The organism is Streptomyces sp. NPDC020379, assembly GCF_044387105.1.
In the GTDB taxonomy this organism is placed as follows: domain Bacteria; phylum Actinomycetota; class Actinomycetes; order Streptomycetales; family Streptomycetaceae; genus Streptomyces.
Genome location: NZ_JBIRVR010000020.1, coordinates 64,820 through 87,307 on the forward strand (window position 1 = coordinate 64,820; position 22,488 = coordinate 87,307).

At 74.0% G+C, this 22,488-nt stretch carries 16 protein-coding genes; 13 read left to right on the forward strand and 3 right to left on the reverse strand.

Annotated features, from left to right (window positions below; translation table 11 throughout):
- The first annotated feature begins 372 nt into the window (after positions 1 to 372).
- From ACH427_RS24210 to ACH427_RS24225, 4 genes are read left to right on the forward strand one after another with little or no spacing between them, the layout of a single operon-like run.
- On the forward strand, positions 373 to 1,344 hold the full coding sequence (locus ACH427_RS24210; RefSeq protein WP_398872412.1) for an ABC transporter permease: 972 nt from the start codon (positions 373 to 375) through the stop codon (positions 1,342 to 1,344).
- 48 nt (positions 1,345 to 1,392) lie between these two features.
- Positions 1,393 to 3,180 (forward strand): ABC transporter substrate-binding protein, encoded by a 1,788-nt coding sequence (locus ACH427_RS24215; protein ID WP_398872414.1) that lies wholly within the window; start codon positions 1,393 to 1,395, stop codon positions 3,178 to 3,180.
- 1 nt (position 3,181) lies between these two features.
- Positions 3,182 to 4,174: an ABC transporter permease gene (locus ACH427_RS24220; RefSeq protein ID WP_398872416.1), complete on the forward strand. Its 993-nt coding sequence runs from the start codon at positions 3,182 to 3,184 to the stop codon at positions 4,172 to 4,174.
- Positions 4,171 to 5,913 (forward strand): dipeptide ABC transporter ATP-binding protein, encoded by a 1,743-nt coding sequence (locus tag ACH427_RS24225; protein WP_398872418.1) that lies wholly within the window; start codon positions 4,171 to 4,173, stop codon positions 5,911 to 5,913. Before ACH427_RS24220 ends, ACH427_RS24225 begins: the two co-directional genes overlap by 4 nt.
- Here ACH427_RS24225 and ACH427_RS24230 read toward each other — a convergent pair.
- A complete protein-coding gene (locus ACH427_RS24230; RefSeq protein WP_398872420.1) occupies positions 5,893 to 6,777 on the reverse strand; it encodes a hypothetical protein in 885 nt (294 codons plus the stop codon). The two genes, ACH427_RS24225 and ACH427_RS24230, sit on opposite strands and share 21 nt — an antisense overlap.
- Positions 6,778 to 6,928: 151 nt before the next feature.
- Positions 6,929 to 7,963: a DUF3533 domain-containing protein gene (locus ACH427_RS24235; protein ID WP_398872422.1), complete on the reverse strand. Its 1,035-nt coding sequence runs from the start codon at positions 7,961 to 7,963 to the stop codon at positions 6,929 to 6,931.
- A 154-nt stretch (positions 7,964 to 8,117) separates the two neighbouring features.
- On the opposite strand from ACH427_RS24235, the gene ACH427_RS24240 reads away from it, so the two are divergent.
- The 5 genes from ACH427_RS24240 (at position 8,118) to ACH427_RS24260 (ending at position 14,696) form a co-directional block, all read left to right on the forward strand.
- The gene (locus tag ACH427_RS24240) at positions 8,118 to 11,543 is read left to right on the forward strand and encodes a DNA polymerase III subunit alpha (protein WP_398872424.1); all 3,426 of its coding nucleotides are present in this window, start codon (positions 8,118 to 8,120) and stop codon (positions 11,541 to 11,543) included.
- Entirely contained in the window at positions 11,540 to 12,655 is a 1,116-nt protein-coding gene (locus ACH427_RS24245; protein ID WP_398872426.1) for a hypothetical protein, read from the forward strand. The genes ACH427_RS24240 and ACH427_RS24245 overlap by 4 nt, the downstream gene beginning before the upstream one ends.
- A gap of 151 nt (positions 12,656 to 12,806) precedes the next feature.
- Entirely contained in the window at positions 12,807 to 13,679 is an 873-nt protein-coding gene (locus tag ACH427_RS24250; protein WP_398872428.1) for an esterase/lipase family protein, read from the forward strand.
- Positions 13,680 to 13,826: 147 nt separating this feature from the next.
- Entirely contained in the window at positions 13,827 to 14,333 is a 507-nt protein-coding gene (locus ACH427_RS24255; RefSeq protein ID WP_398872430.1) for a DUF402 domain-containing protein, read from the forward strand.
- A gap of 60 nt (positions 14,334 to 14,393) precedes the next feature.
- A complete protein-coding gene (locus ACH427_RS24260) occupies positions 14,394 to 14,696 on the forward strand; it encodes an MmcQ/YjbR family DNA-binding protein (protein ID WP_398872523.1) in 303 nt (100 codons plus the stop codon).
- 13 nt (positions 14,697 to 14,709) lie between these two features.
- Here ACH427_RS24260 and ACH427_RS24265 read toward each other — a convergent pair whose 3' ends face one another.
- A complete protein-coding gene (locus ACH427_RS24265) occupies positions 14,710 to 15,573 on the reverse strand; it encodes a hypothetical protein (protein WP_398872432.1) in 864 nt (287 codons plus the stop codon).
- Positions 15,574 to 15,737: 164 nt separating this feature from the next.
- Here ACH427_RS24265 and ACH427_RS24270 point away from each other — a divergent pair, with 164 nt between their 5' ends.
- The 4 genes from ACH427_RS24270 to ACH427_RS24285 all read left to right on the forward strand — a co-directional run bounded on the left by ACH427_RS24270 (position 15,738) and on the right by ACH427_RS24285 (position 22,310).
- Positions 15,738 to 17,507: a carboxyl transferase domain-containing protein gene (locus tag ACH427_RS24270; protein ID WP_398872434.1), complete on the forward strand. Its 1,770-nt coding sequence runs from the start codon at positions 15,738 to 15,740 to the stop codon at positions 17,505 to 17,507.
- A gap of 134 nt (positions 17,508 to 17,641) precedes the next feature.
- Positions 17,642 to 18,907, forward strand: a complete 1,266-nt coding sequence (locus ACH427_RS24275) for an acetyl-CoA carboxylase biotin carboxylase subunit family protein (protein ID WP_398872524.1) — start codon at positions 17,642 to 17,644, stop codon at positions 18,905 to 18,907.
- Between the two features lie 524 nt (positions 18,908 to 19,431).
- Positions 19,432 to 21,126: an IucA/IucC family protein gene (locus tag ACH427_RS24280; protein WP_398872436.1), complete on the forward strand. Its 1,695-nt coding sequence runs from the start codon at positions 19,432 to 19,434 to the stop codon at positions 21,124 to 21,126.
- Positions 21,123 to 22,310 carry a type III PLP-dependent enzyme gene (locus ACH427_RS24285; protein WP_398872437.1) on the forward strand — a complete coding sequence of 396 codons (1,188 nt, stop codon included), beginning with the start codon at positions 21,123 to 21,125 and terminating at the stop codon, positions 22,308 to 22,310. The genes ACH427_RS24280 and ACH427_RS24285 overlap by 4 nt, the downstream gene beginning before the upstream one ends.
- The last annotated feature ends 178 nt before the right edge of the window (positions 22,311 to 22,488 follow it).

Below are 22,488 nucleotides of genomic sequence, written 5' to 3' on the forward strand. Positions count from 1 at the left end.
GTCTTGCTCAAGTTGAGCATGAACGCACGCCGAACGGACACTTTCAGTCGCTGGTTGAAAACCCTGAGTAGTGGCCTGAACTGGTGTGAGGCAGGTCTCGCGAGAGTCGTCCCGGGCGGGGTGGGGTCCGGTCGCATGCCCGTTTTAGGGGGGAAAGGCGGGAATTAATGTTACAGGGATGTTGACCAGCAAAGATTCCTTGTAATCGACGATGAAATAACCAAGCTGCCTTTAAAAAGATGGTTTGCCGTCCCGTGAATCATCGGATCTAATGATCCGCACCCCGGGACGGGAGACCCCCGCTTCCCGGCCGAAAAGAGGCCCGCCAGGTGACCGAGCGGCGGCCGGAGTGATTCAGGAGCGCGGCAGCAAATGGCCGAAGTGCACTCAGGAGGACCCCCAGGAACGCCTTCAGGAGGCCCCTTCGCCGCCGCCTGCCGGGCCTTCCGGCGCGACCGAACGGGCATGGCGGCCCTCTTCGTTGTCGCCCTCTGTGCCCTGCTCGCGCTCGCCGCGCCGCTCCTCGCGGCCCTCTACGGCAAGAACCCCACCGACCACTACGGGCAGAACGAACCCGGCCTGCTCAGCGCCGAGGGCCTGCCCGTTCTGCCCAACGGGGGCATCTCCGCCGACCATTGGTTCGGCATCGAGCCCGGCCTCGGCCGCGACGTGCTCACCCAGCTGCTCTACGGCATGCGCACCTCGCTGCTGGTCGCCCTCGCCTCCGTCACCGTGATCGCCGTCGTCGGCGTCGTCCTCGGCGTGACCGTCGGCTACCTCAGCGGGCTCGCGGACCGCGCCTTCACATTCGTATGCAATGTGATGCTTGCTTTTCCGACACTTCTGCTGCTGCTCGCGCTGAGCCCCGTCATCCAGACGCGCTTCGTCAGAGCCGGTGAGAACGAGCCCGCCTGGATGCAGTTCACCTCGCTCATCCTGGTCTTCTCGGCCTTCGGCTGGGTGCCGCTCGCGATGGTGCTGCGCACCTCCGTGCGGAGCCTGCGCGAGCGGGAGTTCGTCGAGGCGGCGCGGGCCGTCGGCGCGAGCCGCCGCCATATCGTCCTGCGCGAGCTGCTGCCCAACGTCTGGGCGCCCGTGCTCGTCCACATCACCCTCGCCGTGCCCGGCATCGTCACCGCCGAGGCCGCGCTGTCCTTCCTCGGCGTCGGCATCAACGAGCCCGTCCCCGACTGGGGCCGCATGATCTCCCGCGGCTCCGAGGTCTTCTACGACGACCCGACCTACATGGTCTTCCCGGGCGTGGCGATCCTCGTCTTCGTCCTCGCCTTCAACCTCCTCGGCGACGCGGTACGGGACGCGCTCGATCCCCGTACCGCCCGCTGACCACGCACCGCAACCTCGCAACGCACCTTCCGATCAACGGAGTTCACCATGCCCCGCTCTCGCACGCGCACCGCAGCCCTGCCGGCTCTCGCCACCGCCGCCGTCATGCTGATGTGCTCCTGCTCGGCCGGCGCGGGTCCGGACGGGGCGGGCGGCAAGAAGGACGGCGGCGCGAACGCCGTCAAGAGCGGCCAGCGGCTCACCGCGACCCTCGGTACCGCCGAGGACAGCCGGGGCCCGGCCCCCGCCGAGCCCGGCGCCCGGTCCGGCGGCACGGTCAGGATCGCCAACCTCAACGACTACAGCCACCTCGACCCGCAGAAGACCTACGCGGGCGAGTCCTACAGCACGTCCCTGCTGTGGGGCCGACAGCTGACGCAGTATCAGGTCGTGGACGGCAAGCCCAAGCTCGTCGGCGACCTCGCCACCGACACCGGGCAGTCCTCCGACGGCGGACGCACCTGGACGTACAAGCTCAAGGACGGCATCGCCTGGGAGGACGGGCAGCCGATCACCGCCGAGCACGTCAAATACGGCATCGAGCGCACCTTCGGCCCCGGCTTCGAGCTCGGCCCGTCCTACTGGCCCAAGTGGCTCACCGGCTCCGAGGACCGCACCGCCGCCGTCAAGAAGTACGGCGGTCCCAAGGACGGCGACCTCGACGCCATCGAGACCCCGGACGACAAGACGATCGTCTTCCACTTCCCCGAGCCGCAGTCCGACGTGCCCTACATGGCCGCCCAGTCCTCCTCGTCCCCCGTCCGCAAGGACAAGGACACCGGCACCGACTACGACGTGAAGCCGTTCGCCAGCGGCCCGTACCGGATCGTCGAGCACAAGCAGAACCAGAGCCTGACCCTGGAGCGCAACCCGCACTGGAAGGCCGAAACCGACTCGATCCGCCACCAGTACCCCGACCGCTTCGAGTTCACCTTCGGAAAGAAGATCCTCAACACCGCGCAGGAGGTCTTCAACAGCCGCGGCGCCGGAGCCGACACCGTCTCCACCCAGAACGAGGTCCCGCCGGAGCTCTACGCCGAGGCCCAGCGCGACCCCAAGAAGAAGGACCTCCTCGTCGCGGGCAGCCAGGGCGCGTACACCGAGGACCTCTACATCAAGAACAGCCGCGTCACCGACCCCGAGGTGCGCAAGGCCATCCACTACCTCTTCCCGCGCGAGCAGGCCCGCCAGGTCCTCGGCGGCCCACGCCTCGGCGACTTCGCCACCACCCTCTCCTCGCCCGCCGTCGTCGGCTGGAAGAAGTACGACCTCTACCCGGTCGGGCCCGGTGGCGACATCGAGAAGGCCAAGGAGCACCTCGCCAGGGCCAAGCAGAAGGTCACCACGCTGACCTACGCCTACGAGAGCGACGCCCCCGAGAAGGACCGCCTCGCGCAGGTCCTCGTCGACGCCTTCGCCAAGGCCGGCATCAAGCTCGTCACCAAGCCGATGAACAACGCGGCCTTCAACGACCAGGTCTTCCGCGGCGACGCCCCCTACGACCTGTGGATCTCCACCAACTCCGTGGACTGGCCCACTCCCTCGACGCTGTTGCCCGACAACTACCACAGCAAGCTCGACGTCCTCGCCAACTCCACCCGCTACGGCAACCCCCAGGTCGACAAGGAGCTGGAGCGCATCGCCACGATCGGCGACGCCCAGCAGAAGGCCGCCGCCCTCATCGACCTGGAGCAGGTCGTCATGAAGGACGTACCGGTCGTGCCCTTCCTCTACACCAGCGTCACGCAGTTCCGCGGAAAGAACATCGGCGGCGCCGCCATCCACCCGATCTACGGCTCCATCGCGGCCGCCGGGCTCTATGTGAAGAAGTCCTGACGTGATCGTCTACCTGCTCCGGCGGATCCTCCAGGCAGCGGTGGTGCTCCTCGCGATCACCGCCGTCGCCTTCGGGCTCTTCTACGCCGCCCCCTCCGACCCGGCCCTCATCGCCTGCGGCCACAAGTGCGACACCGCCCAGGTCGAGGCCGTACGCCACAGCATGGGCCTCGACCAGCCGCTGACCGGGCAGTTCACCGACTATCTGCGCGGACTCGTCGCCGGCCGCACCATCGCCGACGTCGACGGCAGCCCCATCGACTGCTCGGCGCCCTGCCTCGGCTACTCCTACACCCTCCACCAGCCGGTCCTCGACGCCATCGGCGACCGCTTCCCGGTGACCCTGTCCCTCGCGGGCGGCGCGCTCGCCGTGATCGTCGTCCTCGGCATCGGCGCGGGCTTCGTCGCCGCCCTGCGCCGGGGCACCGTCACCGACCGGCTGCTGTCCGGCTTCACCCTCGTCGGCGCCAGTGTGCAGATCTACTTCCTCGGCTACGCGCTGCAGTACCTCCTCGTCTACACGACGGACGTGCTCCCGGTGCCCGGCTACACGCCCTTCGCCGACGACCCGGCGGCCTGGGCGGCCGGGCTCGTGCTGCCCTGGCTCGTCCTCGGCTTCGTCAACGCCGCCGTCTTCGCCCGCCTCACCCGCTCCCAGATGCTGGAGACGATGCACGAGGGATATGTGCGCACCGCGCGCGGCAAGGGGCTCGGCGTGCTCCGCGCCCACCTGAAGTACACGGCGCGCGGCGCGGCCGCGCCGCTGGTGCAGCTCCTCGGCCTTGAGGCGGGCGCCCTGTTCGGCGGGGCGTTCATCACCGAGACCGTCTTCGGCCTCGGCGGTGTCGGCAAGCTCGCCGTCGACTCCGTCGTCCAGAACGACCTGCCGACGGTGGTGGGCACGGTCCTGCTCGCCGCCTTCTTCGTGGTGCTCTTCGTCGCCCTCGCCGACCTGGTGGTGGCCTGGCTCGACCCGAGGGTGAGGCTCGCATGAGCGTCCTGCACGTCCGTGACCTGACCGTCTCCTTCGCCGGGCGCGGCTCCTCGGTGACCGCCGTGGACGGCGTCTCCTTCGGCCTCGACCGTGGTGAAGTGCTCGGTCTGGTCGGGGAGTCGGGCTCCGGCAAGTCCACGGTGGGGCTGGCCGCGATGGGGCTGCACGACCCGGCCCGTACGACGGTGACGGGCAGCATCACCGTGGGCGGCACCGAGGTCGTCGGAGCGCCCGAGTCCGCCCTGCGGAGCCTGCGGGGCGCGCGGATCGCCATGGTGTTCCAGGACGCGCTGGCCGCGCTGTCGCCCTTCCACACGGTGGGCGCGCAACTGGCCGAGGCGTACCGGCTGCACGCGCGGTCGGGGCGGGCCGAGGCGCGCGAGCGGGCGGCCGCCATGCTCGACCGGGTCGGCATCCCGGCCGCCCGCGCCCGGGACTACCCGCACCGGTTCTCCGGCGGCATGCGGCAGCGCGTCATGATCGCCATGGCGCTGATCAACTCTCCCGACGTGCTGGTGGCGGACGAGCCGACGACGGCGCTGGACGCGCGCGTGCAGCGCCAGGTCCTCTCGCTCATGTCGGAGCTGGCGGAGGAGAGCGGCACGGCGGTGCTGCTGATCACCCACGACGTGGGCGTCGTCGCGGAGATGTGCGATCGCACGCTGGTCATGCGGGGCGGGCGCGGCATCGAGTCGGGCCCCACCCGCAAGCTGCTCGTGGACGCCGCGCACCCGTACACCCGTGCCCTGATCGGCGCGGCACCGACGCTTTCCTCGGTGCCGGGGACGCGGCTGCCGACGGTGGAGGATCCGGAGCCGGGCGCCTGCGGCGCGCGCCCGCCCGTGGAAGCCGGCCGTGGCCCGTCGGCCGGGCGGCGGCGCTCTCCGAGCGGGGCAAGCGTTGTCGAAGGGGAATCGGCGGCGGTGCCTGCCGGGTCTGCCGCAGGCCGCACCGGAGCCGTATTGGCCGAAGTCGTCGACACCAAGGTCGAGTTTCCCGGCCGCCGCACCCTGCTGGGGCGCAGGACGTCGCCCGTCGTCGCCGTGAGCGGGGTCAGTCTTCAGGTGCGGGCGGGGGAGACCCTAGGGCTCGTGGGGGAGTCCGGTTCGGGCAAGTCCACCACCGCCCGCGTTCTCGCCGGGTTGCAGCGGCCCACCACCGGAAGCGTCCGCTTCGACGGGCGGGACATCGGCCGGGCCTCCGTCGACACCGCGCTGCGCCGCGAACTGAGCCGCGAGGTGCAGCTCGTCTTCCAGGACCCGTACGCCTCGCTCAACCCCCGCCGCACGGTCGAGCAGATCGTCACCACGCCCCTGCGCGTCCACACCTCGCTGGACGCGGCCGCCCGCCGCGACCGGGCGGCCGAACTCCTGGGCCAGGTGGGGCTGGACGCGGCGCACCTGGCCCGCTATCCGCACGAGTTCTCCGGCGGCCAGCGCCAGCGCATCGGCATCGCGCGGGCCCTCGCCCTGCGCCCCCGGCTGATCATCGCGGACGAACCGGTCTCCGCGCTCGACGTGTCCGTGCAGGCCCAGGTCCTCAACCTGCTGATGGACCTGCGCGACGAGCTCGGGCTCTCCCTGCTCTTCGTGTCGCACGACCTCGCCGTCGTACGTCACTTCTGCGACCGCGTCGCCGTCATGCGGGCCGGGACGGTGGTGGAGAGCGGCCCGCGCGACGAGGTCTTCGACGACCCGAAGACCGGCTACACGCGTGAGCTACTCGCGGCCACCATGTAGGACCCCGGTGCCGCCGGGGGAGGGAAGGGGCGGCGGCGCCGGGCGCCGGGGGCGCAGGAGGTCGACGGGGGAGCCGGTGATGTCCTCGGTGAGGCTGATCCTGCGCTCCCGCGCCGGGAGTTCGGGGTTCCTGGGCAGGCCGTCCAGCCAGGCGGAGAGGGCGTCGGCATAGGCCAGCGCGGCGGGCGGGAGGCCGCGGCGGGCCAGGTCCGCCGCGAGGCCGGAGCGGGCGGAACGGAGCGCGTGCGCGCGGGAGGCGAGGAACTCGGGGGAGAGCTCCCGTTCGCCGGGGCAGGCGAGCACGGCCGTACGGGCGAGACGGTCCATCGAGGCCAGGCCGGCGATCTCCGGCGGTACTTCATATCCGCTGGTGTACTCGACGAGGTCGAGGAGCGGCCGGGCCGGGCCCTGGGCCGTGAGCAGCCAGGCGTCCACGAACTCGCCGAAGTGCGCGGTGAACCGCGCCCGCCAGCGCGGCGACATCGCCGGGGCCGTCATCCGCCAGGCGTCGGCCAGGGCCCGCTCCAGGGCCGTGCGCGGTGGCGGGGTGCGGCCCAGGTCGACGGGCAGGAAGTCGAGCAGGGCGTCGGCGTAGGGCGGCGGCAGTCCGCCCGCCCCGCACTCCTCGGACCGCCCGGCGAGGATGAAGAACCACACCAGCCACGCGGCCCCCCGCTGTAACCGCCCGCACTCGGCGTCCGGCATCACCCGCGCCGCGAACGCGGCGCACCCCGCCTTCCGGAAGCGCCGCTGCGCGGAGAAGGACTGCGTGAGCCCCGTCCGCCGCACCCACCGCTCGACGAACGCGGCGGCTTCCGCGGCGTGCGGATTGACGCGGGGGACGGACACCGGGCTGCTGGGCATGCGTTCCTCACCGGGTAGCGCTCTGGGTGGGATGAGGTTCTACCCGGACGCGTACATGAACCACGGCTCATCCGCGCACTCCACGGCGCGTGTTGGGGGTCGCGCGCCCCGGAAGGGGCTCGCCGCCGCAGCGGTCGCGGAGCCCCGTGACTCAGCGCGCCGTCGCGTTCCGGCGGAGCGCCGCGCATGTCATCGTCACCGCCGTCCCCACCACCGCCCACGCCGACAGCACCAGCAGCGGCCCCGTCAGGGCGCTGCCCCGGAAGTACGCGATGGAGCGCGCCGACCAGGTGCCCGCCCCGGGCGGGAGCGCGGGGCCGATGGCGCGCCAGAACGGCGGGAGGAGGGGGTAAGGATAGGCGCCGCCCGCGCTGGGGTTGCCGAGGACCACGACGATAGCGATGGCCAGGCCGATGCCGATGATTCCCGCCAGCCCCTGGAGCGCGAGGGTCGTGGCGCCGACGGCGAAGACCACCAGGGCCCCCAGCCCCCACAGGCCCAGGACGCTGCCGGGCAGCGCGCCCAGGACCGGGCCCGCGATGACGGCGCCGAGCAGGCCCGCGACGGCGGCGTAGAGCGCGAGCGCGGCGAGGCGGAAGCTCGCCCGCCGGGGGTTCGCGGGGCGGGCGCCGGCGCTGATCGCGAGGATCGCGGCACACAGATAGCCGCCCACGCACCAGCCCACCACCAGATAGAAGGAGCTCAGGCCGCGCGCGTCGCCCGCGTCGGCCGGAGCGATGTCGGTGACCTTCAGCGAGCGCTGCTGCGCGGTCTCGGCCCGGGTGACGACGGCCTCGGTGGCCTGGGCGAGCGAGGCGCCCGAGCCCCCGGCGACGAGCAGGGTGTCGGTGGTGCCGCGCGGGTCGACGACCAGGGCGGCCTCCAGGTCGCGGTCACCGATCCGGCGCCGCGCCTCCGCCTCGTCGCGGACCGCGCTCGCGTCCAGGGGGCCGCCGGGCAGCGCGCCCAGCTTCCGCACCAGCTCCCCGCTCACCTGCCGCGGGGCGACGACGCCCAGCGCGATGTCCTTCGGCTTCGGGGCGTGGAAGGCGCCGATGTAGGACGTGATGAACGCGAGCTGGAGCACCAGCGCGCCGATCACCAGCAGCGCCGCGCGGACGGTCACCGCCTCCCGCGCTTCCTCGGCGAAGGTGGGGCGGGGGCTGTCACCCGGGGTGCGGTCCATGTCCCGAGCGTGCGGGGTCGGGCGGGCGGCCGCAGGCGCTGCGGGCCGTTCGGGCGACCACCCGCCACGTTCGTACGAATGTTCGAGCGGGTGGTTTATGGTGGATAGGGAGGGCGGAAATCGGCCAGGGGGTGAGCGAGCGGCAGGAGGTGCGATGGCGGGGTTCACGCACCTGCGCACCGCATCGGGGTTCTCGATGCGGTACGGCGCCGCGCACCCGGAGCACCTCGCCGAGCGCGCCGCCGAGCGCGGCATGGACGCCGTCGCCCTCACCGACCGCGACAGCCTCGCCGGAGCGGTCCGGTTCGCCAGGGCGGCCGCCCCGGCCGGGGTGCGGCCGCTGTTCGGCGTCGACCTGGCCGTACGGGAGCCGACCCCCGCCCCCGGGCCCACGGTCCGCCGGCGCACCCCCGTGCGCGGCGGCGCCTTCGTCGACGAGTCCGCACCCCGCGTGACCTTCCTCGCCCGGGACGGCGCGGCCGGCTGGGCGGCCCTGTGCGGGCTGGTCTCGGCCGCGCACGCGGCCGGCGGCCGCCCCGGGCTCGCCCATGAGGACCTCGCGGCCGCCGCCACCGGCATCAGGGCGCCCCTGACCGTCCTCCTCGGCCCCTCCTCCGAGGTCGGCCGCGCGCTCGTCGCCGGGCGCCCCGACCGGGCCGCGCGGCTGCTCGCGCCCTGGCGGGAAATGTTCGGTGACTGCCTGCGGCTGGAGGTCGTCTGCCACGGCCGCACCGGCACCGGACCCGGCTCGCTGCGGCTCGCCGCCCGCACTCTCGGCCTCGCCGCCGAACAGGGCGTACGCCCCGTGCTGACCAACGCCGTCCGCTACGCCGACCCCGGCCAGGGGCCCGTCGCCGATGTGCTCGACGCGGCCCGCCGGCTGGTGCCGATCGACCCCCGCAAGCCCCTGGACAGCGGTGAGCGCTGGCTCAAGGGGCCGCGGGAGATGGCGGCCGTCGCCGAGCGGGTCGTGGAGGCCGCCGGATTCCGCCGCGCCGCCGCGCACCGGCTGCTCACCCTCACCGAGGAGACCGCCGCCGCGTGCCTCGTCGACCCCGAGGACCACCTGGGCCTGGGCTCCGTCCACTTCCCCGAACCCCACCTGGTCGGGGCCGGGCACCGCACCGCCGCGCGCGTGCTGCGCGCCCGCTGTGCCGGGGCCCTGGTGCTGCGCGGCCACGGCCGGGACCGCCGCTACTGGGACCGGCTGGACGACGAGCTGCGCATCATCGAACAGCGCGGCTTCCCCTCGTACTTCCTCACCGTCGCCCAGGTCGTCGACGACACCCGCGCCCTCGGCATCCGGGTCGCCGCCCGCGGCTCCGGCGCGGGCTCCCTGGTCAACCACCTGCTCGGGATCGCCCACGCCGACCCCGTCGAACACGGGCTGCTGATGGAGCGCTTCCTGTCGGCCCGCCGCACCGCGCTGCCCGACATCGACATCGACGTGGAGTCCGCGCGCCGCCTGGACGTCTACCGCGCGATCTTCGACCGCTTCGGCGCGGACCGGGTCGCGACCGTCGCCATGCCCGAGACCTACCGGGTGCGGCACGCCGTACGGGACGTGGGCGCCGCCCTCGGCATGGACCCCGCCGAGGTCGACCGGCTCGCGAAGTCCTTCCCGCACATCCGGGCCCGGGACGCCCGCGCCGCCCTGAAGGAGCTGCCGGAGCTGCGCGGCGTGGCGGCGGAGGAGCACGGCAGGCTGTGGGAGCTGGTCGAGGCGCTGGACGGACTGCCGCGCGGCATCGCCATGCACCCGTGCGGGGTACTGCTCTCGGACGCGACGCTGCGGGCCCGTACGCCGGTCGTGCCGACCAGCGGCGAGGGCTTCCCGATGGCGCAGTTCGACAAGGACGACGTCGAACACCTCGGGCTGCTCAAGCTCGACGTGCTGGGCGTGCGGATGCAGTCGGCGATGGCGTACGCGGTGGCGGAGATCGAGCGGGCCACCGGCCGCCGGGTGGACCTGGACGACCCCGCGCAGGTGCGGCCGGGCGACCCCGCGACGTACGAGCTGATCCGCTCCACCGAGACCCTCGGCTGCTTCCAGATCGAGTCGCCCGGCCAGCGGGACCTGATCGGCCGGCTCCAGCCCTCGACCTTCCACGACCTGGTGGTCGACATCTCGCTCTTCCGGCCGGGCCCGGTCGCCGCCGACATGGTGCGGCCCTTCGTCGAGGCCCGGCACGGGCGCGCGCCGGTGCGCTACCCCCACCCGGACCTCGCGGAGACGCTGCGCGAGACGTACGGCGTGGTCGTCTTCCACGAGCAGATCATCGAGATCCTGCGGATCATGACCGGCTGCGACCGGCACCTCGCGGACGAGACGCGCCGCGCGCTGTCGGACCCGGAGCTGGTGGGCCGGGTGCGCGCGTGGTTCGCGACGGAGGCGGCCGGGCGCGGGCACGGCCCCGGCACCGTCCGCCGCACCTGGGAGATCGTGGCGGCGTTCGGCAGCTACGGCTTCTGCAAGGCGCACGCCGTGGCGTTCGCGGTGCCGACCTACCAGTCGGCCTGGCTGAAGGCCCATCACCCGGCGGCCTTCTACGCGGGGCTGCTCACGCACGACCCGGGGATGTATCCCAAGCGGTTGCTGCTCGCGGACGCGCGGCGGCGCGGGGTGCCGGTGCTGCCGCTCGATGTGAACCGGTCGGCGGCCGCCTATCGGATCGAACTGGTGTCCGGGGAATTCGGGATCCGGCTCGCGCTCTCCGAGGTGCAGGGCATCACCGAGGCCGAGACGGCGCGGATCGTCGCCGGGCAGCCCTACACCTCGCTCCAGGACCTGTGGCAGCGTGCCCGCCCCGCCCGGCCCGTCGCCGAACGGCTCGCGCGCGTCGGCGCGTTGGACGCCTTCGGCCCCAACCGCCGTGACCTGCTGCTGCACATCGCCGAACTGCACCGGCGGCGGCGCGGCTCCGCCGGCCAGCCGACGCTGGCCGACAGCGCCCGCGCCGCGCCCGTCGGCCTGCCCGACCTCGACGCGGAGGAGCGCCTCGGCGCCGAGCTGAGCGTGCTCGGCATGGACGCCTCGCGCCATCTGATGTCCGACCACCGGGCGTTCCTCGCCGAGCTGGGCGCCCTCCCGGCGAAGCGGCTGCGCGACGCGCGGCACGGCGAGACCGTCCTGGTCGCGGGCGCCAAGGCCGCCACCCAGACCCCGCCGGTCCGCTCGGGCAGGCGGGTCATCTTCACGACCCTGGACGACGGCACGGGCCTGGTCGACTGCGCCTTCTTCGACGACAGCCACGAGCGGTGCGCGCACACCGTCTTCCACTCCTGGCTGCTGCTCGTGCGCGGCGTGGTCCAGCGGCGCGGCCCCCGCAGTCTCAGCGTGGTGGGCGCGGCGGCGTGGGACCTCGCGGAGCTCACCAGGCTCCGCGCGGAGGGCGGCCTGGGCGCCGTGGCCGAGCTGCTGGCGAGCCCGGCGGGCCCGTCCGGCGCGGCACCGGCCCGCCGCATCCACCTGTCCACCGGCTACGCGATGCACCCCTGGGCCGACCTCCGCCCGGCGGGTGAAGGCGCGCCCACCGGGCGGAAGCTGTGGCACGCGAGCCCGGGGAGCGCGGGACGATGACCGAGCGCCGCCTTTCCCCCGTCCCGCCCCTCCCGACGGCCGGGAGCCCCGCCGCCGGAGCCCCGGCGCCGGGCACGATCGAGCCCGTCCGGCATGCGAGCGCGCTTTCCGGCGCGGGGGAGACGACCGTCCTGTACGTGCACTTCCACCCCACCGGCGGCGCGCCCGTCGACGAGGAGACGTACGACGGCCTGCTCGCCCTGCTCACCGATGTGACGCCCGTCGTCCAGGCGCTGCCTCCCGACGCCGCGCTGATGGACGTCCGCGGCGCCGTGCGCTACTTCGCGCACGACCCGGCCGAGCTCGCCGGCCTGCTGCGCGTCCGCGCGCTCGCGCGGTACGAGGCCGACTGCACGGTCGGCATCGCGGCCAACCCGATGCTGGCGCGGATGGCCGCGCACGACGGCCCGCCCGGGGCCGTGCGCGCGCTCCCCGGCGACCCCGCCGCCGTGGCCGCCTTCCTCGCCCGCAAGCCGGCCGCCGCGCTGTACGGCGTCGGCCCGGCGACCGCCCGCACCCTGTGCTCGTACGGGCTCGACAGCGTCGGCCGGATCGCCGCCGCGCCGCTCCCCGCGCTCCAGCGGATCCTCGGGGCGGCCGCGGGCCGGCGGATCCACGAGCGGGCGCGCGGCCTCGACCCGACACCCGTCACGCCGGGGGAGCGAGCCCGGTCGATGGGCGCGGAGCACCGCTTCGCCGGGGACGAACTGGACGACGGCCACCGGCGGCGCGCCCTGCTCACGCTCGCCGACGGGCTCGGGGCGCGGCTGCGGGAGGGCGAGCGGACCGCCCGCGGGCTGACGCTCACCGTCCGCTACGCCGACGGCTCCTCGACCACCCGCACCAGGTCCTTCGCCGAACCGACCGCGCACACCCCGGTGCTGACCGCCACCGCCTACGCGCTGCACACGGCGCTCGGCCTGCAGCGGGCCCGGGTGCGGGCGGTGGCGCTGCGCGCGGAGGGGGTCGGCCCGGCCGGACTCGCCCCGTACCAGCTGACCTTCGACCCCGCCGACGACAAGGCGCGCCGCGCCGAGGCGGCCGTCGACCGGGCGCGGGCGCGCTTCGGGGTGGGGTCCGTGGGGCCCGCGGCGACGCTGGGTGTGGCGTGAATCTTTCTGTCCAACTCGGTGTATTTGCTTGACGAATGCAAGATCAGCCCGCACCCTACTCGCAAGTAAGTTCACGTCGTTTTAACGCGCCGGTAATCCCACCCACCGGTGCCGGTCCGGCGTGCCCACCCCCCACCTGTGAGGAGTCCAGATGAAGCCGCGCCGCAGACCCTTCCGTGCCCTGCTGCCCGCACTGGCGCTGACCCTGGCGGCCGCCGTCGCCCCGACGCTCGCGACGGCCACCCCGGCCCACGCCGCGCCGGTCACCAGTGGCTGGAACAACGACTCCTGCAAGCCGTCGGCCGCGCACCCGCGGCCCGTCGTCCTCGTCCACGGCACGCTGGAGAACGGCACCGACACCTGGTTCTCCCTCGCGCCGTATCTGGTCCAACGGGGCTACTGCGTCTACTCCTTCGACTACGGCCAGGTGCTCGGCATCCCCGCCTTCTACGGCCTCGGGCCGGTCGAGGAGGGGGCCGGCAAGCTCGCCTCGTTCGTCGACGCGGTGCTGGCGCGGACGGGCGCTTCCAAGGTCGACGTCGTGGGCCACTCCCAGGGCGGGATGATGCCCCGCTACTACCTCAAGTTCCTGGGCGGCGCGCCCAAGGTGGGCACCCTCGTGGGCATCGCCCCCAACAACCACGGCACGACGCTGTCCGGCCTGACCAAGCTCCTGGACGTCGTCCCCGGCGCGCGCGGGGTCCTCAAGAACCTCACCCCCGGCCTCACCGACCAGGTCGTCGGCTCGGACTTCATGCGCCGCCTCAACGAAGGCGGCGACACCGTGCCGGGCGTCAACTACACCGTGATCGCCACGAAGTACGACGAGGTCGTCACCCCCTACACCTCCGCCTTCCTCTCCGGCCCGAACGTGCGCAACGTCGTCGTCCAGGACCTCTGCCCGGTCGACATCTCCCTGCACCTGACCCTGGGCACGATCGACCGCCTCGCCTTCCACGAGACGGCCAACGCCCTCGACCCGGCGAACGCCACCCCGACCACCTGCAAGACCATGCTGAGCTGACCGGCTCGCGGACCGGGCGCCCGGCCGAAGTCCCGGGCGCCTCCAAGCCCTTCGCCGCGGCCCGCGGAAAACCGCTGGACCCGGCGCCCGCCACCGGGAGACGCTGCCGCCGGACCTGACGGCGAACAGCGCGGAATCGAGAGCACCATGGCAGTCCTGACGGCGGGCGGCGACGTGACGGTCACCTTGACGAAGAGGGCGCGGACCAAGGCGCGCTACCCCGCGACCGTGATCCACGACGACGGCACCCACCTCGCCGTCCGCGCCCCGTGGGCGGGCGCGGCGGACCGGGACTTCGGCTTCGTCCGCTTCGAGCACGGCGACGTCTTCACCGAGCACTACTGGCGCGACCGCTGGTACGCGGTCAAGGAGGTCCGGTCCGCCGACGGCACCCTGAAGGGCTGGTACTGCGACATCACCCGCCCCGCGGCCGTCGGGGACCGCGCCCTGGTCGTCGAGGATCTCGACCTCGACCTCTGGGTCTCGGCGGACGGCGGCACGGTGCTGCGCCTGGACGAGGACGAGTTCGCGGAGAGCGGCCTGCGGGACCGCGACCCCGAGGCGGCGGACCGGGCCCTCGAGGCGCTGGACGCACTGGAGGCGCTGGCCCGTGAGGAAGGGCTCGCCGGGCTGCTCACCCGCGGCGCGCGCTGACCGGAACGCCTGTCTAAGGTGTGGTCCGTGATCGATTCCCATGATGTCCGGCGCATCGCGATGGCTCTCCCGGAGACGGTGGAGAAGGAGGCGTGGAGCATGCCCACGTTCCGGGTCGCCGGGAAGATGTACCTCACGGTCCCCGACGACGAGACGTCCATCGCCGTCCGCTGCCCCAGGCACGAGCGCGCCGAGCTGATCGCCGCGGAGCCGGAGAAGTTCTGGGTCCCGCCGCACGAGGCGGGTTCCTCGTGGGTACGGGTGCGGCTCGCCGCGCTGGAGGACCTGGGCGAACTGCGCGACATCATCGTGGACTCCTGGCGGCAGGCGGCACCGGAGCGGCTGCTCGGCGCGGACGCCTGACGGCAGGCGGAGGTCAGTCCCGCAGCAGGGCCGCCAGCGGGAGGGCCGCCACATCGGCCGGGGGCCGCGACAGGTGCGGGGACGTGTGGAAACAGCCCTCGGTCTTCTTCCCGCGCGGGTCCGCCCCGGCCGCCGCCACCGCGTCCACCGCGTAGCGCTGCTCCCGCTCGTCGGTGAAGCGGCGCTGCGGGAAGGTGGCGGTGCTCCTCTCGGTGACGAGCCCGTGCGTGGCCAGGGCCGCGGCGATGTGGTCGTACGAGCCGGTCCGCAGCACGAAAGCGGCCACCCACGGCGGGACTTCGGCGGCGGCCAGGAGCGGCCGGAACGTGCGGGGGGACAGGAAGCTCGCTCCGCCGGTGACCGTGATCAGGCGGGTGCGGCGCACGGCGCGGCACAGGGCCGGGGAGGGCGGGGCGGTTTCGAGGTTCTCGGCGAAGCCCTCTTCCAGCAGGCCGGTCGCGACCGCGTAGCCGAGGGCGGGGGCGGCCACGTCGAGGCCGGTCACCGGCACCGCGTCGGGCCGTCTGCGGGCGGCGTAGAAGGCGCGGTCGTCGGCGATCAGCGCGGCGGTGGTGAGGTTCTCGGCCTCGGGCGAGGTGTAGCGGGCGTGGAGCTCGTCCCACGTCACGTCGTAATTGAGCAGGGCGGCGTTGATGCCGAAGGAACAGCAGATGTCCAGCACGCCCGCCGGCCCCGGTCCCCCTCCCGCCGTCCGGTCGGCGGCCAGGCGCCGGAAGAGAGCCTGGGCATGGTGGGGCGTCCGGTATCCCAGCGCCCCCAGCACCCGGAAGTAGGCCCGCGGGTCCGGCCGGTTGTAGAGGTCGTCGAACGGGGTCCTGCCCACCGCCGTGGCGCCGGTGCCTGTGGCCTCGCCCATCCCGCTCGCCCCTCTCGTCCGCCGCCTCCGGCCCCGACAGTCTGTGCGCTGTGGTCGCCGGCGAAACAACGGCCGTCCGGAACCGGCCATGGAGCCGGGCACGCGGCAGCACGGGCCGCGGGTGAGTCTCGAAAACGGGAGCGAGGGCGTGGCAGGGTGATCACATGACTGCGAACAGCCCCCGTGCGACCGCCCTGGAGATCGTCGAAGCCGCCGTGGACCCCGGCAGCTGGCGGTGCTGGGACGAGCCCGTCGAGGTGACGACCGAGGACGCCGCCTACCGCGCCGACCTCCTCGCGGCCCGCGGGCGCACCGGGCTCGACGAGTCCGTCATCACCGGTGAGGGCCGGGTCCAGGGGCGCCGGGTGGCCCTGGTGGCCTGCGAGTTCCGCTTCCTGGCGGGGTCGATCGGGGTGGCGGCGGGGGAGCGGCTCGTACGGGCCGTGGAGCGGGCCACGGCCGAGCGGCTGCCGCTGCTGGCGGCGCCCGCCTCGGGCGGCACGCGGATGCAGGAGGGCACGGTCGCCTTCCTCCAGATGGTCAAGGTCGCCGCCGCGATCACCGACCACAAGGCCGCCGGCCTGCCCTACCTCGTCTATCTCCGCCACCCCACGACCGGCGGCGTCCTCGCCTCGTGGGGCTCACTCGGCCACCTCACCGCCGCCGAACCGGGCGCCCTCATCGGCTTCCTGGGCCCGCGCGTCCACCAGGCGCTCTACGGCGAGGAGTTCCCCCCGGGCGTCCAGGTGGCGGAGAACCTCCTGGCCAACGGCCTGGTGGACGCGGTGCTCCCCCCGTCCCGCCTCTCGGGGGTGGCGGCGCGGGCGCTGCGGGTCCTGTGCGGGGACCCTGGCGGGGGCCCTGCGAACGGGCCGGGCGCCGGGCCGGGGTCCGACGCGGGTCCGGGGGCGAGGGGCTCCGAGCCCGGCGCTTCCGACGTGCTCGATGTCTCCGCCGTGCCTGGCGTCTCTGCCGTGCCCAGCGTCTCTGCCGTGCCCGGCGCCTCCGCCGAGCCCCGTGCCTCCGTCGTGCCCGATGCCTCCGCCGAGCCCCCTGCCGGGGAGGCCGGCTCCGGTGCCGGGAGTCCGGGCGCGCTCCCCGTGGCCCTCGCGGCGGATCCCGCGGCCGGGCCGGGTGCGGCTGCCGGGGAGGCCGGGGCCGCCCCGCCCGAGGACGTCCCCACCGCCGAGTCGATCCGCCGGTCGCGCCTCCCCGGGCGGCCCGGCGTACGGGAGCTGCTCGCGGCCGCCGCCACCGATGTGACGCCGCTCAGCGGTACGGCGGCGGGGGAGCGCGACCCCGGGCTGATGCTCGCCCTGGCCAGGGTCGGTGGCACGCCCTGCGTCGTCCTCGGCCACGACCGGGGCGAACGCGCCGTACCGGGCCTCGGGCAGGCGCTCGGCCCCGCCGGGCTGCGAGCCGCGCGGCGCGGCATGCGGATCGCCGCCGAGCTGGACCTTCCCTTGCTCACCGTCGTCGACACGGCGGGCGCCGCGCTCTCGCGGGACGCCGAGGAGGGCGGGCTGGCCGGGGAGATCGCCCGCTGCCTCGCCGACCTCGTGACCCTGCCCGCCCCGACGCTCTGCCTGCTGCTGGGACAGGGCGCGGGCGGCGCCGCGCTCGCCCTGCTGCCCGCCGACCGCGTCATCGCGGCCCGGCACGCGTGGCTGTCGCCGCTGCCGCCGGAGGGCGCGTCGGCGATCCTCCACCGCACGACGGACCGGGCGTACGAGGTCGCCGACCGGCAAGGGGTGCGGGCCGCGGACCTGTCGGCCAACGGCATCGTGGACGTGGTCGTGGAGGAGGGGGAGGGTTTCCTCGCGCGTCTCGGTGTGGTCCTCGGAGCCGAGCTGTCCGCTCTCGCGGCGCGTGAACAGGGGGAACGCCTGACGGACCGGCGGGCGCGCTATCGGAGGACCGGGCTGCCGGGGTGACGCCGCCGTGGGGATGAACGCGACATAACACACCGATTCCTTAAGGTGATTGACAAGGTTAGGCTCGCCTAACTTAATGTCTGTCTGTGGTCGAACCAGTGGCTCCGCGAAGCGCCCCCCACAGCCGGACGGACGTGGCGGCGCCGCACGCGCCCGCCGCCGCGCTCCCGCGGCGCGGCGCGGCGGACGGGCGTCTGCACCTCCTCGCCCGTAACCCCACCGACTCCGTGACCGAAGGCTTCCTGCCCGCAGCCGCCGCGCTCGGGCTCGCCGTCACGCTGCTCACCGATCAGCCGGACGCCCACCGCGCCGCGTACGCGAGCCGCGCGTCGCCGCCACCGGACGTCGTGGCCTGCGACGTACGGGACTTCCGCGAGGTCGTCGGCCGGATCGACCGGCTGGGGAGGCCCGACGCCGTCTTCACCAACAGCGACCACCTCCAGGTCCAGGCGGCGCTGGCCGCCGACTACTTCGGGCTGCCCGGCAAGGACTGGAAGGCCGCGCTCCGCGCCAAGGACAAGGCACTGCTGCGCCGGAGCCTCGCCGGGGCGGGCGCCGACACCGTGCGCTCCGCCGAACTGGGCCCGCACGACGACCCGGCCGGTCCCGCCCATGGCGGCATCCCTTTCCCTTGCGTGCTCAAGCCGCGCGAAGGCGTGGCCGGCGAGGATGTGGCGCTGATCGGCGACGCCGAGGAACTCGCCTACCGCTGCCGGGAGATACGCGCGCGACGGCCCGGCGCCGCGCTGGTCGTCGAGGAGTACCTGGACGGCCCGCTGCACACCCTGGAAACGCTCGGCGACGGGCACGCCCTGCACACCCTCGGCACCTTCCGCACCGGACTCTCCCCCCTGCCGTACTTCATCGAGGAGCGGCTCACCCTGCTGCCCGGCCCGCCGCTGCCGCACGCCGCCGACGCCCTGCGGCAACTGCGCGCGCTCGGCGTCGGGTTCGGCGCCTGCCACACCGAATATGTCGCGCAGGGCGACCGCGCCCGCATCGTCGAGGTCAACTACCGTGCCATCGGCGACCAGTGCGACCTGGCGCTCGCCGACGCCCTCGGCATCCCCCTCTTCGCGCACATCCTCCGCACCCACCTCGGCGAGCGGCTGCCCGCCCGCCTGGGGGCCCGCACGGACGGCCGGGCGCGCGTGGAGTACGTCTGCGCCGACCGCGGCGGCACGCTCATCACGGCGCCTCCGGCGAGCGACACCGAACACGACGGCGTACGGCTGGTGTACCGGCCGCTGCGCGTGACCGGCCAGGCGCACCCGCTCCACCGCTCCAACCGCGACTATCTCGGCGTCATCCGGGCGACCGGCACCGACCAGGGCCGGATCGACCGCGCCGTCGAGGAATTCCTGGCGGCGCGGCGCTGGGAGATCATGTCGTGGGCCTGACCGGCAGCACCGCACCGGAGGACGAGCTCCTCCAGCGCGTCCTCTCCCCCCTCCTCCGCGAGGACGCCTACGGGCCGCGCACTAGGTGGAGGGACCCAATCACCTTCGTGGGGCGGGTGGATGAGGAACCCGCCAGCCAGAGGGGACACTTCTGGGGGGAGGTGGCCGGGCGAGTTCGAGGCAGCCCGCCGCAGGGGCTGTGAACCCGCACCATCAGCCCGTCCAGCGATCGAGGGCGCGGCCGCAGGCCGCTCCCGCCGCTGGGGGCACCTCCCAGCGGTAGCCGGGGGAGTCAACGGCGGGTCAGCCGGGGGTCCGGGGCGCGAGCCGGCGGTTTCGGGAAGGGGCGGGGTAGGGGAAAAGCCCGCCGCAGGCGACAACAGCCCCGCACTCGGCAGTGAACCCGCACTCGAACGAGCCGCCGGCAAAGCGCGGCGAACCCGCACTCAAAACAAGCCGCCGGCAAAGCGCAGCGCCCCGGCAGCGAACCCGCAGCGAACCCGCCCCGACGGAGCCGCCCCGACATGACCGCACCCCCCGCCCTGACCTCCGCCGATCACATCGTCACCCACACCCTTCTCAACTGCCTGCTCAGAGAGATCTCAGGACCCGAGCACCAGACCGCCGTCACCGACGGCAGGCTGCTGCTCCGCCTGCCCCGCACCGGAACACAGCTCCGCGTAGCGCTGCGGCGCGTGTCCCTCATCGGCGCCCACCGTTTCACCGGGCCGGTCGCCGAACGGCGCGGCGACACCTGGACCGAGCTGACCTGGCAGGCGTTCGCCGAGCGCGTCCACCGGGAGCTGGAGCTGCGTACGGGCGTGGGCAACGACGAGTTCCTCGGACAGGTGGCCGCCAGCCACGCCGGGGTGACCGCCGCCCTCGGCGCCGCACGCGGTGCGGCGGGGGCCGACGCCTATCTGGACTCCGAGCAGTCCCTGCTCTTCGGTCACCGCTTCCACCCCACCCCCAAGGCCCGCACCGGCACCGCCGGTGACTGGGACCGCTACGCCCCCGAGAACCGCGCCCGGTTCCCCCTGCACCACCTGGCCGTACGCCGCGCGCACGTGCGCGAGGAGGCGGCGACGGACGGCGCCCTGGCCGCCCTCGACCGGCAGCGGCCTGTGCCCGAGGGATACCGCCTGCTGCCCGCGCACCCCTGGCAGTACGCCATGCTCCGCGACCACCCCGCGCTGCGCGCCGCCCTCGCCCGGGGCGACGTCCTCGACCTCGGGCCCGGCGGCGCCGGCTTCGCGCCCACCGCGTCCGTACGCACCCTCTACGACGGCCGGGACTTCCTGAAGTTCAGCCTCAACGTCCGCATCACCAACTGCCTGCGCAAGAACGCCGAGTACGAGCTGTCGGGCGCCGTCGCCCTCACCCGGCTCCTGGAGCCCGTCGCCACCGCCCTGGCCGCCCGCTTCCCCGGTGCCGACCTGCTGCGCGAGCCCGGCTACCGCACCCTCGGCCTCGGCAGCCGCGACCTCGCGGAGGGCTTCGGCGTCATCGTCCGCGAGGGCCTCGCCACCCGGCTCGCCCCCGGCCTCACCGGGCTGCTCGCGGCGGCCGTCGCCGACGAATACCCCACCGGCGGCGCCCACCTCGGCCTGCTCCTGGCCGGCGCCGGGCCCACCGGAGCGCTCGCCTGGTGGGACGCCTACCTCGAACTGCTCGTGCCGCCCGTGCTCGCGGCCTACTTCGACCACGGCGTCGTCCTCGAACCCCACCTCCAGAACGTCGTCGTGGGCCTCGGCCCCGACGCCATGCCCCGCCAGGTGCTCTTCCGCGACCTCGAAGGCACCAAGCTGCTCCCCGGGCAGCACGCCGCCGCCCTCGCCGCGCTGCCGCAGGACGTGGCCCGCCCCCTGACGTACGACCGCGAGCGCGGCTGGGACCGGGTGGTCTACTGCCTCCTCGTCAACCACGTCGCCGAGATGCTCGCGGCGCTCGCCGACCTCCACCCCCACCTCGAACCCGAGCTGTGGGCCGCCGTCCGCCGGACCCTGGCCGCCCGCGCCGCCGCGCACGGCGAACCGCCGCTCCTGCGCGCGCTGGTGGCCGGGGCGCCGCTGCCCGCCAAGGCCAATCTGCTGGCCCGCTGGGAGCGCGGGGCCGACCGGGACGCGGGTTATGTGCGCCTCGCCTCGCCCCTCGTGCCGGACCTGCTGTCCACGCTCACCCGCGACGCCCGTACCGAACCCTGGAGCACCGCACCGTGATCACCCCCCGCGTCGCCGGGCTCGCCGCCCGCCTGCCCGGCACCGAACTGCCCGCGTACGTCCACGACCTCACCGCGCTCGACGCCCACGCCCGCGAGGTGCGTGCCGCACTGGAGGGCGTCGAGCTGTACTACGCCGCCAAGGCCAACCCCGCGCCGGGGATCCTCCGGGCGCTCGCCCCGCACGTCGACGGTTACGAGGTGTCCTCCGGTGGCGAACTGGCCCACGTCAGAGCGGAGGTTCCCGGCCTGCCGCTCGCCTTCGGCGGTCCCGGCAAGACGGAGGAGGAGCTGCGGCTCGCCCTCGAACTGGGCGTGGAGCGCTTCCACGTGGAGAGCGAGAGCGAGCTGAGGCTGCTCGCGGACCTCGCCGACGAGCGGCCCGGCGCCGCGCCCGCCGACGTACTCCTGCGCGTCAACCTCCCCGTGGGCGCGAGCGGGGAACTGGACGGCGCGGTGCTGGCCATGGGCGGCGGTCCCGGTCCCTTCGGCCTCGACCCGCACCGGGCGGAAGCCTGCATTCCGCTGCTGCGCGGCCGTCGGCTGCGGCTGCGGGGCGTCCACGCCCACCTCGCCAGCGGGCTCGACGCGGCGGCGCATCTCGCCGTCGCGTCACGGGTGGTGAGCTGGGCGCGGTCCCTGGCCGGCCGGCACGCGATCGCCCTGAGCGAGGTGAACGTCGGGGGCGGGATGGCCGTCGACTACGTCCGCCCGCACACCCGCTTCGACTGGCGGGCCTACGGCGCGGGCCTGCGCGAACTCGCCTCCGCGCACCCCGGTCTCACCCTGCGGACGGAACCCGGCCGCTCGCTGGCCGCGCACTGCGGCTGGTACGTCACCGAGGTCCTGGACCTCAAGCACAGCCAGGGGGAGGCGTTCGCGGTCCTGCGGGGCGGCACCCACCACCTGCGCACACCCGCCGCCAAGGCGCACGACCAGCCCTTCACCGTGCTGCCGGTCGAGGAGTGGCCGCGCGCCTGGCCGCGTCCCGCCGCGCTCGACGAGCCCGTGACCCTGACCGGGCAGCTGTGCACGCCCAAGGACGTACTCGCGCGGCAGGTGCCCGTCGCCGAACTGCGGGTGGGGGACCGGATCGCCTTCGCGATGGCGGGCGCGTACGCCTGGAACATTTCGCACCACGACTTCCTGATGCACCCGGAACCGACGTTCCACTTTCTGACCTGACGAAGTGTCAATGCGCTATACCCGCAGGTGGGATGCGTTACCGCCGGTTTCCGTTCGGTCTGAATGTTTTCCCTGTTCGTGCATGGTGAATGCATCTATGCAGGCGTATCGTGATCTTCGCGGCGCGCCGCGAAGATCACGGCGGGCCTGTCACACACGGGGACAGCCGCACCCGGAA